11 protein-coding genes and 1 pseudogene are annotated in these 15,771 nt (G+C 40.4%); 7 read left to right on the top strand and 5 right to left on the bottom strand.

The features are described from left to right. The coding region (locus tag CALSC_RS00550; protein WP_200817519.1) for a Holliday junction resolvase-like protein at positions 1–418 on the top strand (418 nt) is incomplete at its 5' end. Positions 419–659: 241 nt separating this feature from the next. Here CALSC_RS00550 and CALSC_RS00545 read toward each other — a convergent pair. Both CALSC_RS00545 and CALSC_RS00540 read right to left on the bottom strand, forming a co-directional pair. Then, a complete protein-coding gene (locus CALSC_RS00545) occupies positions 660–1,043 on the bottom strand; it encodes a hypothetical protein (RefSeq protein ID WP_088239491.1) in 384 nt (127 codons plus the stop codon). Positions 1,044–1,055: 12 nt separating this feature from the next. Beyond that, the gene (locus CALSC_RS00540; protein ID WP_088239490.1) at positions 1,056–2,009 is read right to left on the bottom strand and encodes a hypothetical protein; all 954 of its coding nucleotides are present in this window, start codon (positions 2,007–2,009) and stop codon (positions 1,056–1,058) included. A gap of 692 nt (positions 2,010–2,701) precedes the next feature. On the opposite strand from CALSC_RS00540, the gene CALSC_RS00535 reads away from it, so the two are divergent. Continuing rightward, on the top strand, positions 2,702–4,099 hold the full coding sequence (locus CALSC_RS00535) for an ATP-binding protein (RefSeq protein ID WP_327330957.1): 1,398 nt from the start codon (positions 2,702–2,704) through the stop codon (positions 4,097–4,099). Here CALSC_RS00535 and CALSC_RS28265 read toward each other — a convergent pair. From CALSC_RS28265 to CALSC_RS00525, 3 genes and pseudogenes are all read right to left on the bottom strand, one after another. Then, positions 4,096–4,218: pseudogene (locus CALSC_RS28265) on the bottom strand (IS982 family transposase); the annotation flags it as partial. The gene CALSC_RS00535 and the pseudogene CALSC_RS28265 overlap by 4 nt on opposite strands. A 923-nt stretch (positions 4,219–5,141) precedes the next feature. After that, positions 5,142–7,367 (bottom strand): transglycosylase SLT domain-containing protein, encoded by a 2,226-nt coding sequence (locus CALSC_RS00530; protein WP_088239489.1) that lies wholly within the window; start codon positions 7,365–7,367, stop codon positions 5,142–5,144. Positions 7,368–7,681: 314 nt separating this feature from the next. Further along, entirely contained in the window at positions 7,682–8,485 is an 804-nt protein-coding gene (locus tag CALSC_RS00525) for a Ycf66 family protein (RefSeq protein ID WP_088239488.1), read from the bottom strand. A gap of 229 nt (positions 8,486–8,714) precedes the next feature. Here CALSC_RS00525 and gndA point away from each other — a divergent pair, with 229 nt between their 5' ends. The 5 genes from gndA to CALSC_RS00505 all read left to right on the top strand — a co-directional run. Beyond that, a complete protein-coding gene (gene gndA, locus CALSC_RS00520; protein ID WP_088239487.1) occupies positions 8,715–10,142 on the top strand; it encodes an NADP-dependent phosphogluconate dehydrogenase in 1,428 nt (475 codons plus the stop codon). A 391-nt stretch (positions 10,143–10,533) separates the two neighbouring features. Beyond that, positions 10,534–11,544 (top strand): sodium:calcium antiporter, encoded by a 1,011-nt coding sequence (locus CALSC_RS00515; RefSeq protein ID WP_088239486.1) that lies wholly within the window; start codon positions 10,534–10,536, stop codon positions 11,542–11,544. Positions 11,545–11,944: 400 nt separating this feature from the next. Beyond that, a complete protein-coding gene (locus CALSC_RS00510) occupies positions 11,945–13,966 on the top strand; it encodes an AAA-like domain-containing protein (protein ID WP_088239485.1) in 2,022 nt (673 codons plus the stop codon). Positions 13,967–13,987: 21 nt separating this feature from the next. Continuing rightward, complete coding sequence (locus tag CALSC_RS25690; RefSeq protein WP_143288106.1) at positions 13,988–14,212, top strand: hypothetical protein; 225 nt, start codon at positions 13,988–13,990, stop codon at positions 14,210–14,212. A 145-nt stretch (positions 14,213–14,357) separates the two neighbouring features. After that, the coding region (locus CALSC_RS00505; protein ID WP_200817518.1) for an AAA-like domain-containing protein at positions 14,358–15,771 on the top strand (1,414 nt) is incomplete at its 3' end.

The raw sequence follows: 15,771 nt of genomic DNA, 5'->3' as shown, positions 1-15,771 counted from the left end.
CAATGGTTACACAAATATTAAAGATAATGGTGGTAGTGAAAATAATTTAGAAGTTGTAATTATAGACATCAAAACAGGTAACGCATCCTTATCTCGATTTCAACAAGCAATTGGTAAAGCAATTGATGCAGGAAGAGTACGCTTTGAAGTAGTTAGACCCGAAACTGAAACTCCTGAAAAGCAACATCCACATAATCAGAATAAATCTTCACAACAATATATTTCTACAAAAACATACAGTACTAAAAATATTCGAGAAACATATTCACGCGCTTATAAATATTGGAATAGGAATGAAGACGAGCGGCTAAGAAAACTCTACAAACAAGGTGTAACAATCAATCATTTGGCTACTGAGTTTCAGAGAAAACCAGGTGCAATTTGTTCTCGTCTGAAAAAGCTAGGTTTACTGCGATGAAATACGCCTTCAGCCTATACTATACTCAAATCACGAAGAGGCAGGGGAGCAGAGAGCAGGGTGCAGGGGGAAAAAGAGTTTTAAGATGTTTGCACCATGATCCGAATCATAAGTAATCTCCCGAACTTGGTGTAAATCTGTCAAAATTAAACAATTGGCAAGAAGCGATTGCAGACTATAACCAAGCTCTCAAAAATGCGATCACTCAAATTAGATAGAATTATTTCACCCTATAATAAAATCAGCCCGCCGTGGCAAACCAGTGCCAATCTGGTTCCTGAAAGGGAATTTCCATGACTTCGCAGAAGCGTTTTAGCCGATGATTCCATTCAGGCTGGACATCAAATTCAACTTTACAAGATCTACCCATCTCTGCCATCTTGTAAGAGTCACGAACACAAACATATCCTGAACCAACAGGAAGTCCCTCATCCACCCGTTGTCCAGTCACAATCCCTTGGACTTCACTGCGAGGATATCCTGTAACTTCCAGTCTTCTTGACAAACGTTGGTACATCCATTCTTCAGGAACAACATCTGTTCCATCTTTCCAAAGTTCTTCTTCGCAACCAATCCCTTCAACAACAAAGCCATAAAATATGTTTGCATAAAAATCAAAACCCATTTTCCCCTCCTTTCATGATGATTCCCATAAAGCAGCAAGATGCCAACCCGGCTCTTGCCATTTAATATTCATTTCCTGACAGAAAGAACGGAGGGACTCCTCCCATTCTGGTTTAACTTGTGGCGGAGATAGATAGTATATTTCGTTACTCCAATGAATACGTAATTCTGACTCTTCCACCCCAATATAGAAGAAGCTGATATTGGCAGGTTTGCCATAGAAATCAACTTTACAGCCATAATTACCTTTTTTGTCGCCTAGAATTTCCCAAGGCACAGGAGGTATATCCGGTTTTTCTGGGAAATCAAACCCCCAGAATAATATTGCCACATCTCTAGGAGGTACTATTTCATCCCTAATCTCCAGGCTATTGCGGAGAACAACATCCTCTGGTGTGACATTTTCACTCTGCCATGTCCGAGCATCTACAGGACTAATTCCCTGCTTGTGCCATTTTTTAGCAGTTTGAGCATCAAATCCCTGCTCAACCCAGGTGACAATTTCAGCCGGCTTAATGCCCCAAACTTTGATATCCTGTGCTTGAAGTCCTAACTCAAGTAACCGACGAGCTACTACTGGTTCCTTAGCACCAAAATTGTACCAGGATTTAATTTCTTCCGGTGCAAAACCTGCATTTTTCCAGGCTAAGGCAAGTTCTGCTTGCAACTGGGTAGTGACTTTCCATTGCAAAGCTAACTCTACAGTAAAGCCCAATTCTTGCCAATCTGGACTGAGATTAAGAGGATAGATTTCAAAGAATTTAATTTTTGTATGTTCTGGAAAATCTTGCAAATTGAGAATATCTTCCGGTTTATAAACCTTTACATATACTTCACCAGGTCGGGGAGGTATGAAAAAACCCCGAATATCCTGGGTATTAGCGTCTACAACTAACAGATCATTAACCCATCGTTGAGAGGAATGGCTGTAGTAAGAAAACTGTTTTAACAAGAATTGTTCGCTCACGATAACCTCCTGGATATCGCTTAAATTTAAAGCAATGAATATTTATAAAGTGATACAAAAATTTTATCAGTATTTACTGCTTCCCTGGGTTTCGTAACCATCAGAGTTACTGATACCAATTCTGTATAAAGATGCGCCAAATTCAAGAATTGATTAACCACAAAGACGCAAAGTACACGGAGAAAGAAGGAAACAGGAGAGCCAGAAATTTAGCGCAGCCTCACAAAGAAATGGTATGAATATTTCTGATGGTTTCCTTCCTGATTATACTCTCCCTATAGTAAAAAAAGGATTAACGGTAAAAGTCAGGTGCCATAAAGATCCATCAGCACTTAAAACATTGTTTTAGTTAATAAAAGGTTAAGAAAAGGTTAACTAAAATTTAAGAACAGTTTTTGATGTTAATAATCAGACTATTTTGGGTTTAATAAATAGAGCAATCTAAAATTAGTAGCAACTACCTTTTTTATATTAAAAAATTCACTTTAAAATCTTTTTTGGAGTATAAGAATGATGTCTCTTCTAAAAGTATATTTTCCCTTTTACTCTATTAGAGATTAAATGGGTTATATAGAAATTAAATTATATAGAAATTATCTTTGATTCTTGCAAACAATTTGATTTATAAGGTTTATCAATCAAGCTTTTTAATCTCAGAATGCATTCAAATATCAAATAGTATATATAAAATAATGATGCTAAGCATTAATCATTGTCAAAAAAATAATGATATTCCTCTGAAATTAGAATCTACATTGCAAGAATTGAAGCTTTGGCAGGTGGAAATTGATTTAAGCTGCTCAGGAAATGATGTGATCAATATTTTTGATGCTGATCCTTTATTACCAGGTGTGATTTGTATCAGAGAGAGTAATTATGTAGGTATGATTTCTCGGTCTAATTTTTTTGACCGTATGAGTCGCCCCTATAGTTTGGGACTGTACTCCCAAAGACCAATTGAATTATTATATAATCAGCTTAAACAAGAAGTATTATTACTTGAAGCTAGTGTTTCTATTGTTACGGCATCTCAAAAAGCTTTAGAGCGATCACAAAAATCAGTGTACGAACCAATTGTAGTTGCTGCTAAAGATGGAAGTCATGGGATATTGGATTTTCATCACTTAGTCCTAGCTAATTCTCGTATTCATGCCTTAACCCTAGCTCAATTACAACAAGCAGAGGAAAATACTCAGATAGTAAAAACAAACCTGCGAAGCTTAGAAGAAAATTATAGTCGCTCGCTACACAATGATAAGATGTCATCCCTCGGACAACTTGTGGCTGGGGTTGCCCATGAAATCAATAACCCTATAAGTTTTATTGCCGGTAATTTGGTTCATACTGCGGAATACAGTCAAGATTTACTGCACCTTATCAACCTTTACCAACAGTATTACCCCAATCCAGAAGAGGAAATTCAAACTGTACTTCAAGAAATTGACTTGGATTTTTTAACTGCGGATTTACCTAATATTTTATTATCAATGCGGGTGGGAGCAAAAAGAATTCAGAAAATTGTCCTCTCTTTACGCAATTTTTCCCGTCTCGATGAAGCCGAACAAAAATTAGTTGATATCCATGAAGGAATTGATAATACCCTACTAATTTTACAAAGTCGTCTCCAGTCAAAATATTATCAAGGAAACAGCATTACTGTAGTGAAAGAATATGGTAATTTACCTTTAGTAGAGTGTTATCCAGGACAATTAAACCAGGTTTTTTTGCATATCCTAAGTAATGCGATCGATGCTTTAAAACAAAAAGCACAACATTCTCAATTACAAGTAGGAACATTTCCAAAGTTGGAAATTCATATCCAAACTCAGGTGTCAGACTGCAAATATTTGACAATTCGCATCACTGATAATGGTTTTGGAATACCAGAAAAAACTAAGAAACGAATTTTCGATCCATTTTTTACTACAAAGCCTGTAGGTAAAGGTATTGGCATGGGACTATCAATCTGCCACCAAATTGTAGTAGAAAAACATAATGGTGAATTAGAGTGTATATCAACTCCAGGAAAAGGAACTGAACTTATTCTCAAACTTCCCATTAGTAATACTCATAAACTGAGTTCGGGTTAAGCAGATTGGGTTAACATCCAATCCATGTGGAGGCCGGGCTTTTTTAATTGATGGCAATAAGCTATTAATCCACACAGAACATTAACACAAAAATTAACGAGGTTTCGATGTATAGATGTGACGCTTTGGATGGCTTTTTTTTCACTATCGCTGTCCACATATTGTCATAAAGCATCAATGCTGTCAGCAAAAAAAAGGGCAAAGTACCTAAGACAATGCCCCGCATAGTACCCAGTGAATTGGCTAATAAAATTCAAGAGGGGTCACATTATCTACGCAGTCTACTCCACCTCCTCCTTTGAGTAAACCTACGGATAACCACGCATCTTCTCCGACGTATACACCGATATCGTCTACATCGCCGAATCCAGTACCTTCCACGTCTGTACCATCTGCCACACCTTATCCTGTAAAATACTCGTCCTCTTCGTTGAGCAATTAAATTTCCTTTTGTATTCAGGCTGTCAATAATCTCAGTATCCTGTACCCCAGTTTTGTATTCAGACTGAGACGAAGACTTCAAAGCTAATGTGGGTGCGCTACTCGTGAAAGCCAGTATTGTACCAATAAAAGCTATAATTAATCTGCTTTTCATAACTAATCCTTTGCCATTAAACAATAGTTCCTATAAGCATTTGAGTCAAAACTTAAGATCGAATTGCAGATGAATTTAAATAATGCAGCACATTCTGCAGACGTTTAATTAAGATAAACTTCCGACTCTAAAACTCATATGGAACTTAATAAGTGAAGCATGGCACTTGTTGGCAGAATTTCTGTGCATTACGCCAACAAGGATGTTTTTATAACATCGCTGCCTTCATTATCTCTATGTTTTACCAATATGGAGGTTAAGTTTTGAAAACAGGCTAACGTGCTTTGGCAGTACTATACATTCCCAGCAGAAATAAAACACTAAGAATAGGGTAAAAACTAGGGAAGCTATCTCTGTTAAAAATAGTTTGCCCTACTTCTATATGTAAAAAAATAGTAGGTGCATTGCTATACAAAACAATGCACCTAGTCAAAACAAATTGAGATTTTAGATTGGAGATTTGGGATTTTGGGTTTCAGGAATTTTTGATGATAATTGTGGTTGCTTTTGGGAATACTGTGCCACTATTTGGGATATTTCTGGATTATAAAGTCGTAAATAATTCCAGTAATTACCGAACACTTGACGGACATAATTTTTAGTCTCATCAAAGGGAATCGCTTCCACAAATTCATCAGTATCCTTTGTAGGTAAAGTTTTTAACCACTTAGCAACATTACCAGGCCCAGCATTATAACTAGCGATCGCTAACAAAGAATTATCACCATATTGTTTGTGAGTATGGTCGAGATACCAGGTACCCAAGAGAATATTGCCATCAGGATCTTCCAAATTAGGTGTTTTATCTAACTTTTCCTTTTCCGCAATCCATTTAGCTGTACTTGGTAGAACTTGCATTAAACCAGTTGCTTTGGCAGTTGATTTGATTTTTGGCTCAAACCGTGATTCCTGTCGCATTAAAGCCGTAACTAGTAGTGGATTTAATTGACGTTTACCAGACCAAGATTGAATCAAATCAAAATAGGGGAAGGGATAACGAGCTTGCCAGTAGATAATATTTTTACTCAAGGTTTGATACTCGGCTTGTTCTTCTGGAGTTGTCCTATCCTCCAATTTCGCAATTGTGCTAATACCTTTTAAATGTTTTCCTCTGGCAAACTTAACTAAACCTTCAGTAAATTCTTCAGCGACTGTCGGCTCAATACTATTTCTAAATTCAGTTTCCCATTGTAACCAAGCATCCCAGTCTTGACCAAGTAAATATAACTCTTTAAAGGTGTCAGAACCAGCAGTGGGTAATGGACGCTGCAACTCTATTATTGCCGGGTTCATTTGACGCACGTTGTTAAAGTTGCCAACATTCAACCCCAAAATACCTGCTGATCGCCATGCATAATAAGATTGGGGAAAATTGCTAACTACATACTCATATATTTGTTTTGCCTCTGCTTGATTACCCAATTTTGTCGCCCATTTGCCAGCCCAAAAGCCAGCTCTGGGAGCCAAAATACTATTTGGGTTGTTAGTGGTAACTGGTTTTGCCCATTTCCAAGCAGCTTTGTAATCTTTGGCTTTGGCTTTGGCTTTGGCAGTTTTCCAGCGATACTCTGCCGCTTCTTTGGTACCACCATGTTTATCCAGCAATAACTGAAGTGCCTCAGCCTCTGCTTGTTTATTATTTAAAGCTCGGAAAATTTGAGCTTTTTTCACCAGTGCTTTCCCTGCTTGCTCAGGGTATTTACTGATAACTTGGTCTAAATATGGTATAGCCTCTTTACGAGTTTTGGTGAGTTGAGCCAAATTCAGGAGCGCCCTACCTGTTTGGGAAGCTTCAGGGAATGATTCTACTAATTGATTATAGACAGCGATCGCTTTTTCCCTTTCTCGACTAATTTGTAACCCCCGTCCTTGGCGATAGAGATTTTTCGCAGTCCGAGGAGCTTTACCGTAGGCTGTGGAAGCCTTACCAAATTGACGATTTAACCAATAGCCCTTGGCAATAATTTTCCAATCCTCTGGCTTTAAGGTAGGCTCCTGGATTAACCGATTCAAAAAACCGACTATTCCTGGTTGATCGTAAGCGTGTTTTGCCAAAATCAACAGTAATTCTGGCTGATTGGGATTATTTTGTAGGCGTTGACGAATAATTTCCCAGGTGAGTGGATGGGAAGGAAATTCTGCAATTGCTCTATCTTGATATTGTTTTGCTCCAATTAAATATAGGGCTTTCCCGGTTGCTGCCTCCTGGGGATATTTTTTCAGTACAGCTTGTCTCAAATCAGAAGCTTTCGCTTCTTCTCCTAACATTTGTTGTGCTTGTGCCTGTTTCAGCAAAATATAAGGAGCAAGCGCTCGATAATCATTCTCTAGCCCTCGCAATAGCTGTAAAGCTTCCTGAGCTTGTTTGCCTTTAATCAAGTCACTTGCAAGCAAATAACGGGCACGGTTCCGATCTAAGGAGGAAGAGCTTTTAGTTAAAGACTCTAGTTTAGTTGCCCGTTCTTGTGGGGACTGCAAAACCAGTGGTAGCACCGCAGATGAGATTTTCTCTGCATCAGACAGTCGTCCTGCCTGACTGTTTGTCAGCTGTTGAAGCCATTGCCCAACTGATTTACCAATTTCTGGCGCTGAAAACATAGCTCCTGCCAAAAAGGCAGACAGTCCTGCACCAACCATTAAAGAAATATGCTTAGTCTGTAGCTTCTTCAGCATTGATTCCCGCTGAAAACTTCACATTAATTTCTTGACACTTTAGCATTAGTTGTGATCATCGTGGATAATTTTGCAGTTTGATTTTTTATTTAGGGTTGGGAGAAAAATATAAAAAATTGATAAATCAATCTTTTGAGGCTGTTTTTTCTGGAAAAATTCCAAGGGAATAGGGGTTTGAGGTTTAAAAACCTGGCATTAACCAAAAAAAGGCAGGGGGCAGAAGGCAGTCCAAATGAAAAATAATTTTCACCGCCAATTACCTAAGTAGAATTTTCTTTCCCCCTGCTCCCTGCTCCTTGCTTACTGCCCCCTGCTTAGATTCCCGGTGGCTTTTCTTCTGCTGTAGGCTCTGCGGGGGGAGACAATTCCCCATCTGGAACAACTTCTGCCGTTGCTGGTGGGGTTTGTTCCTCAGTTTGTGATTCTGCGGCTTGTTCCAACTCAGAAGGCGGAGGTGGTGGTGGAGTTAATTCTGACCTATTCTCAGGTGTTGCTTCAGTTGTTGTTGCTTCTATAGTCCCAGCTACATCTGTAGGCTGCTCTCCAGTTTCTGTAGCTATAACCTCCTCAGTTGAAATAGTCCCAGCTACATCTGTAGGCTGCTCCCCAGTTTCTGTAGCTGGAACCTCCTCAGTTGAAACAGATTCATCAGCAGTAGCGATCGCATCAATTGCGGACTTATCTAAAATGGTAGAATCAGTTGCCTTAGTTGGAGTAGTTGCAGGTTTTTTCTTCACCCCTGCAAAAATTCCACCCAGTCTACTTGTTAACCCTGCGACTCGTTCACCAATGGAACTTTTTGTTACTTGTTCCTCAACATTAGACTGTATTTCTGCGGATGTCGGGATAGGAGTTTTTTGGGCCTGTGGTACAATTTGACGACGTAATGAAATAGTTTGCCAGCCAAACCATCCTAAGAGGGCTACACTAGCTACATGACCCAGCAATAGCCCGCCAGTAATGCGTCGTGCAAATACCCATAAAACTAATCCATAGAAAAGTCCCACACCACTCCAGATAAAATCATTCTTGCGGTGAACTTCTGGGAAAAAGAAAGCAGCTAAGTATATTGCTATACTACCAATGGCAACTGCTAATGCCAGGATGTGTGCCAGCATATTGTAGTTACTCCTTACTGTGTCAATTGAACAGATATTGTAATTTGGCGAATTTTGCAAGTAAATTGTGAATTTTGATACAAATTACAATTAATTATCTGTATAAATTGGGTCTTTTTTGTAATGTACGTGAACTCTTAATGTCTTCTTTAGGAGAGAAAAGAAATTCTCGGACTAACCTAAAAATAAAAGTAACCGCAAGAGTTAGCCAACAAACAACACAAATGTTATGACACTACAAAGCTTTGGTGTGATTGGTTTAGCCGTAATGGGCGAGAATATCGCTCTCAACGTGGAGCGCAATGGCTTCCCAATTGCGGTTTATAATCGTTCCCGCGACAAAACAGACAGATTTATGGCGGAGCGCGCCCAGGGGAGAAATGCAAAAGCCTCATTTACCCTGGAGGATTTCGTTGCTTCCCTAGAACGCCCCCGGAAAATTCTGGTCATGGTACAAGCTGGTAAGCCAGTGGATGCCGTGATTGGACAGCTGAAGCCCTTATTGAATGAAGGCGATATTATTATTGACGGTGGTAACTCTTGGTATGAAGATACCGAACGCCGTACCCAGGATTTAGAACCCACCGGACTACGTTACCTTGGTATGGGTGTTAGTGGTGGTGAAGAAGGTGCCCTGAATGGCCCCTCTTTGATGCCAGGAGGTACAGAAAGTTCCTACCAGTACCTTTCACCTATTTTCAACAAAATTGCGGCTCAAGTTGATGATGGAGCTTGTGTTACCTATATTGGACCAGGTGGTTCCGGTCACTATGTGAAAATGGTACACAACGGCATTGAGTATGGCGATATGCAGTTGATTGCCGAAGCATATGACTTGCTGAAAAATGTCGCTGGATTGGATAGTAAGCAGCTACATGAAGTATTTGCTGAATGGAATACCACCGACGAGCTCAACTCTTTCTTAATTGAAATTACCGCCAATATTTTCCCCTACATCGATCCAGATACCAAAAAGCCCTTGGTTGAGTTGGTTATGGATGCAGCAGGGCAAAAAGGAACCGGACGCTGGACAGTACAAACCGCTTTGGATTTGGGTGTACCTGTACCTACCATTGTGGCGGCGGTTAATTCTCGGATTATTTCTTCCTACAAAGAAGAACGGATCGCTGCTTCTAAGCAACTTACTGGTCCTAGTGGCAAGTATGATGGGCAGACTAAAGAATTTATTAATATGGTGCGTGATGCCCTTTATTGTTCCAAAATCTGTTCTTATGCCCAGGGTATGGCGCTGCTATACAAAGCTTCTAATACCTATAACTGGAACTTGCAGTTGGGTGAAATGGCACGGATTTGGAAAGGCGGCTGTATTATTCGTGCTGGCTTCTTAAATAAAATTAAGAATGCTTATGCCGAAAATGCTTCCTTGGCTAACCTGTTATTAGCTCCTGAGTTTAAGCAGACAATTCTTGATAGACAAAATGCTTGGCGTTCAGTAATTATGACTGCGGCTAAATTAGGTATTCCTGTACCTGCATTTAGTGCTTCTTTGGATTACTTCGATAGCTATCGTAGAGAACGCTTACCCCAAAACCTGACCCAAGCGCAACGGGATTACTTTGGTGCCCACACTTACAAGCGCATCGATAAGGAAGGTACATTCCACACTGAATGGGTTCCTGTTGAGGAATCTAAATAGTCAGTTTTCTGGGTATGAACTTGTCAACAGTTTGACACTGATCAATTTTGATGGCGATCCTGAGTCTCAGGGTCGCTTTTTTTGATCATTTGCTTCTCTTTTGCGAAAAAAGTGTGGGGAGTGTGGGAAGTGATTTTTTGGATACTGAGCTAGAAATCCCACCCAAAATTTCGTTCACCCCAAACAAAGCCCACCTGGATGGGCTGAATTTGGTACATTTTTATCAGGAAATGCTATAACTCTTTCAACAATCCAAAATCCAAAATCCAAAATCCAAAATGGTATTAAGGTACACTCCGGGTATTAGGGAAGGAAACAGAAACCCAGGAGCTTGCCGGTGGGAGGATGTCAATCTAGAATCAACATCAGTATCTAAAGCTATCAAGTTAAAATGCTCCTTTTTATTAAAGTCATTATTTGTTTGGGGTTAGTAATTGCTGTCGGTTCACAACTTTCCCAAAATGCGGATATATTAGCCGAGAAGACAGGGCTAGGACGTACTTGGGTGGGTGCAACTTTACTCGCTGGTGCAACCTCTTTACCAGAGTTTGCCACTGGGATTAGTGCTGTGACTGTAATTAATGCTCCTGACTTGGCATTAGGAGGTATATTTGGTAGCTGTTTGTTCAATTTGCTGATTCTAGGACTACTAGATATTTTCAGTGGTAGAGAACCATTACTCAAACGAGCCCAAGTTAGTCATGGATTGGCAGCAAGTTTGGGTTGTGTAATGCTAGGTATTGCTTCTGTAGGTATGCTACTAGGTGGGACAAATAATAATTTTAATGTTTCCATCGGATGGGTAGGGCTTCCCAGTATCCTATTAATTTTTTTATACGCTATCAGTGCCTTTATGATTGCCCAGTTTGAAATGAGAAGGCGGGCTGAGGTATTGGAAGAAGAAGCAGAGGCATTTCAATACGAACATATTAGCCCCAAAACAACTTATATCAAATTTACTTTTTTAGCGATCGCTATTGTTGTAATTGGTGTCTGGTTGGCATTTTTGGGGGAAGAGATTGCCGTGCAAACGAGAATCGGAGAAAGTTTTGTGGGTGCCCTACTCTTGGCTGCGGCGACTTCCTTACCGGAGGTGGTATCTTCCTTGGCTGCAATTAAACTTGATGCGGTAGATTTGGCAGTTTCTAATGTATTTGGCTCTAATCTATTTAACTTGGCAATTTTAGGCACTTATGATTTATTTTATCTCCCAGGCAATTTATTAACCAAGGTTAATCAAATTCACATCTTTACCGCCGTTTTAGGAATGGTGATGACTTCTGTGGCGATTACTGGACTGATTTATAATTCTGCCCGTCGCACCAGCTTTTACATCACATGGGATGGCATTACTTTGATTGTTTTATATATTGGTGCTATGTATGTCATTTACCGTAGCTAGCTGGAAAATGAGGAGTGAAGGAGTGAAAGAGTGAAGGAATTATTTTCATGCTTGGTTATGTACCAAGGTTCATGAGGGACTAGCTAGAAAATGGGGAGTCGGGAATCGTGAATCGGTCAGACTCACCTAGGAATGAATTCCCTTCTCTTAAAAATCAAGTCTACTTAAGTAAACTTGAATGCTTGTCTAGTCGTCTAAAGACGACTTCTGCTATGAGACTGGGATTTAAATCCCAGGCGGTTATTGAAGATGGTGCAAGTTATCAGTTTGATGATACTTTAAGAAAAATCACTTAGAATACTGAAATAATTAAATAATATAGTCCACCTTTTCTTATTTCATAATTTGACAACTGATAACTGATAACTGATAACTGATAACTGATAACTGAAATGACGGCATGGTAAAAAAAATCCTGCTTTTGTCAGCCAACCCCACAAACACATCTAAGCTGCGCTTGGATGAGGAGGTACGGGAAATTCAGGCGGGTTTAGAACGTGCCAAACGTCGAGAGGAATTTGAAATTATCTCCAAATTGGCGGTGCGGGTTGATGATTTGCGCCGTGCTTTGCTGGATTATGAGCCAGACATTGTCCATTTTTCGGGACATGGTGCGGGTAGCCAGGGTTTGGCATTAGAGGATGACTCTGGAAAAATGCAATTGGTAAGTGCATCAGCCCTAGCAAGACTATTTAAGTTGTTTCCCCAGGTTGAGTGTGTAGTCTTAAATGCTTGTTATTCCCAGGCGCAAGCGGAAGCAATTCACCAACATATTGATTATGTGATTGGCATGAATAAAGTCATTGGGGATAAAGCTGCTATCAAGTTTGCAGTGGGTTTTTATGATGCGTTGGGAGCGGGGAGAACTATTACAGATGGGTTTGAGTTTGGTTGTGCATCTATTGATTTGGAAAGTATTCCCGAATCTGCTACTCCCGTATTGAAAACCAGAAACCTTAGCCAAGGGACTGTTGTTGCTCCAGATGCTGTCAAAGAGACTGCTATTTCTGGGGCTAATGAAACAGGTAAACGGATTTTCATTAGCTACAAACGGGATGTACAGCCAGACGAACAAATTGCGTTAGAAATATTACAATCACTGTCACCACAATACCAAGTTTTCATTGACCAGAAAATCCTTATAGGTACAGCCTGGGCTAAACAAATTGAAGCGGAAATTTCCCAAGCTGATTTTTTGATTGTCTTGCTGAGTGAACATTCAGCCCACAGTGAGATGGTAGAAGCAGAAATCCGCATGGCACACAACTTTGCTCAAATACAGTCAGGACACCCCGCTATTCTCCCCGTGCGTTTAGCATACCGTCAGCCGTTTCAGTATCCTTTAAGTGCTTATTTGAATCATATTAATTGGGCATATTGGAGTAATGAACAGGATACACCCCAGTTAATCGAAGAGTTAAAGCAAGCTATTGCTAGTGACAATTTCAGTATTAATACGCAAGCAAAAATTGATTTATTGCCACTAAAAGAACTATCTGATTTTCCACGTCCCTCCCCTTCAGCACAGCCAGGAGCCTTGGAAATTCCCGAAGGAACAATGAAACTCAAATCTGCCTTTTACGTGGAACGGCAGGCTGACAAAGTTGCTTTGAATACCATTGTCCAAGAAGGGGTGACAATTCCTATCAAGGGTCCAAGGCAAGTTGGTAAAAGTTCCCTATTAAATCGGATCATAAAAGCCGCTAGAGAAGGAGGTAAACATGTACTATTTTTGGATTTTCAACTTTTAGGAAAAGCTGACCTCAGTAGTGATGAGATTTTTTTACGTCGGTTTTGTTCTTGGGTGAGTGAAGACTTAGAACTGGAAGACCAAGTAGATAAATATTGGCAGAAAAACATTAGCCATATCCAGCGTTGTACCCGCTACATGAGTCGTTACATTTTAAAGGAATTGGATAGTCCATTGGTTTTGGCAATGGATGAGGTGGACAAGGTATTTGACACGCCCTTTCGCAATGACTTTTTTGGTATGTTGCGTAACTGGCATAATAGTCGTGCCATGAGTGATATTTGGAACAATCTGGATTTGGTCTTAGTTACTTCTACGGAACCCTATCAGTTAATTGATGACCTGAATCAATCTCCTTTTAATGTGGGGCAGGTAATTGAATTAGAGGATTTTACTTTAGAACAAGTAAGTGACCTTAACCAGCGTCATAGTTCTCCTTTTGACAGCAGTGCTGAGATGAAATTGATGGCACTATTAAATGGACATCCTTACCTAACAAGAAAAGCACTGTATTTGGTTGCCAGTGGACAAATTACGGTTACGGAGTTTTTTAACAATGCCACTAGCACTAGGGGAGCATTTGGTGACCATTTGCGTCGCTTGTTATCACTATTGCATGATAGGCAGGAATTACAACAAGCTTTACTCCAAGTAATTGGTAATAATAAGTAGGTAGGTGTAAAAAATGATCGTTTGGATAAGGCAGGGGGCAGGGAGCAGGGAGCGGGGGGAACAAAGGTTTTAGGCTTATTTACTTTTCTTCACATAGTTTGGTTTTATTGTGCCGACTTACTTACCTGCTCAGATCCGCTATTATTTTGGCAGTTGCGAGGTGCAGGTTTGGTACGCTCTCATGGGCACACAATCATACCCCGTTGTCAGCTTTATGCCGATTACTTCCGGGAGCATCTAGGCTAACAGTTATCAGTTATCAGTTGTTATTTGTTAGTAAAATAAGGCTAAAACCCTTTTTCCCCCTGCCCCCTGCTCCCTGCCCCCTGCTCCCTGCTCCCTGCCCCCTTTACGCCGACCTAATTTTGCAATCTTCCCAACTCCACTGGCTATGGCTCAAGCAAACATTTTCTCTGTAGGTGGTACAGTCCAAGCAAGTAAAGGAATTTACCTGAGTAGGCAAGCGGATCAAAAGCTTTTGCAGTTATGCCAGCAGGGAGAATTTATCTACATTCTCACTTCCCGGCAAATGGGTAAGTCCAGTTTGATGATTAGTACTGCATCTGAGTTGAAAAAAACAGGTGTGAAGTCAGTAATTATTGACCTGACGAAAATTGGCACCCAGGTGAGTGTGGAACAGTGGTATCTGGGTTTGCTGCTGGAAATTGAAGAACAATTGATGTTGGATACTGATGTTGAAGAATGGTGGGAAGCAAATGATCACGTTGGTGTTACCCAGCGATTAAGCAATTTTTTTCAGGATGTGTTGCTAGAGGAAGTTACATCCGGTGTAGTGATTTTTGTGGATGAAATTGATACCACCCTCAGTTTGGATTTTACGGATGATTTTTTTGCCGCAATTCGCTACCTGTATGTGGCTCGTGCCCAAGATGATAAATTTGAGCGGCTTTCCTTTGTGTTGATTGGAGTTGCAACACCAGGGGATTTGATTCGTGACCCCAGGAGAACACCTTTCAATATTGGGCAAAGGTTAGATTTAACAGATTTTACCTTTGATGAAGCAATGCCCCTAGCAGAAGGGTTTGGATTGACAAAGGAACCAGCACAACAATTATTGAGGTGGGTGCTGGAATGGAGTGGTGGGCATCCATATTTAACTCAACGCCTGTGTAGTGTTATTAGCCAGGAGAATCAAGAAAGTTGGTCAGCAGCAGCAGTCAAGCAAGTGGTCAGCAGTACGTTTTTTGGGGTGATGAGCCAACAAGATAATAACTTGCAATTTGTGCGGGATATGCTCACCAAACGCGCCCCAAATCAAGACCAGGTGTTGAGTGTTTATCGAGAAATTCGTTTGGGTAGGGGTTCTGTTGTTGACGAGGAACAGTCAATTATTAAGTCACACCTAAAGTTGTCGGGGGTGGTGCGCCGTGAGGATAATGTTTTACGGCTGCGGAATCAGATTTATGGGCAGGTATTTGACCGCAAGTGGATCAATGAAAATTTACCTTTTAGTTTAAGGGATAGATGGGAGCAGCTTAAACCGGCACTGCCTTATGTGGTCGGATTGTCGGTGATTGCTGCTATTATGACTGGTTTGGCGTTATATGCTGTGGAACAAACCGGAATAGCTAAACAGCGATTAGAAGAAGTAGAAGCACAGAAACAGGAAGCAGAAAGACAGAAGCAAATTGCTATAGACAAGACGGAAGAAGCACAAAAACGTCAACAGGAAGCAGAAGCAGCTCGTAAAAGAGAAACTACACAACGAAAACTTGCCCAGCGAAGAGAACAAGAGGCAAAAGCTGCTAAAGAAGCAGAATCTAAACAACTAAGTAGATCGGCGT

It is taken from the genome of Calothrix rhizosoleniae SC01, assembly GCF_900185595.1.
Classification (GTDB): domain Bacteria; phylum Cyanobacteriota; class Cyanobacteriia; order Cyanobacteriales; family Nostocaceae; genus Calothrix_A; species Calothrix_A rhizosoleniae.
Note: the sequence above shows the minus strand (reverse complement) of the source record. Positions and strands in the feature narration are given on the sequence as shown.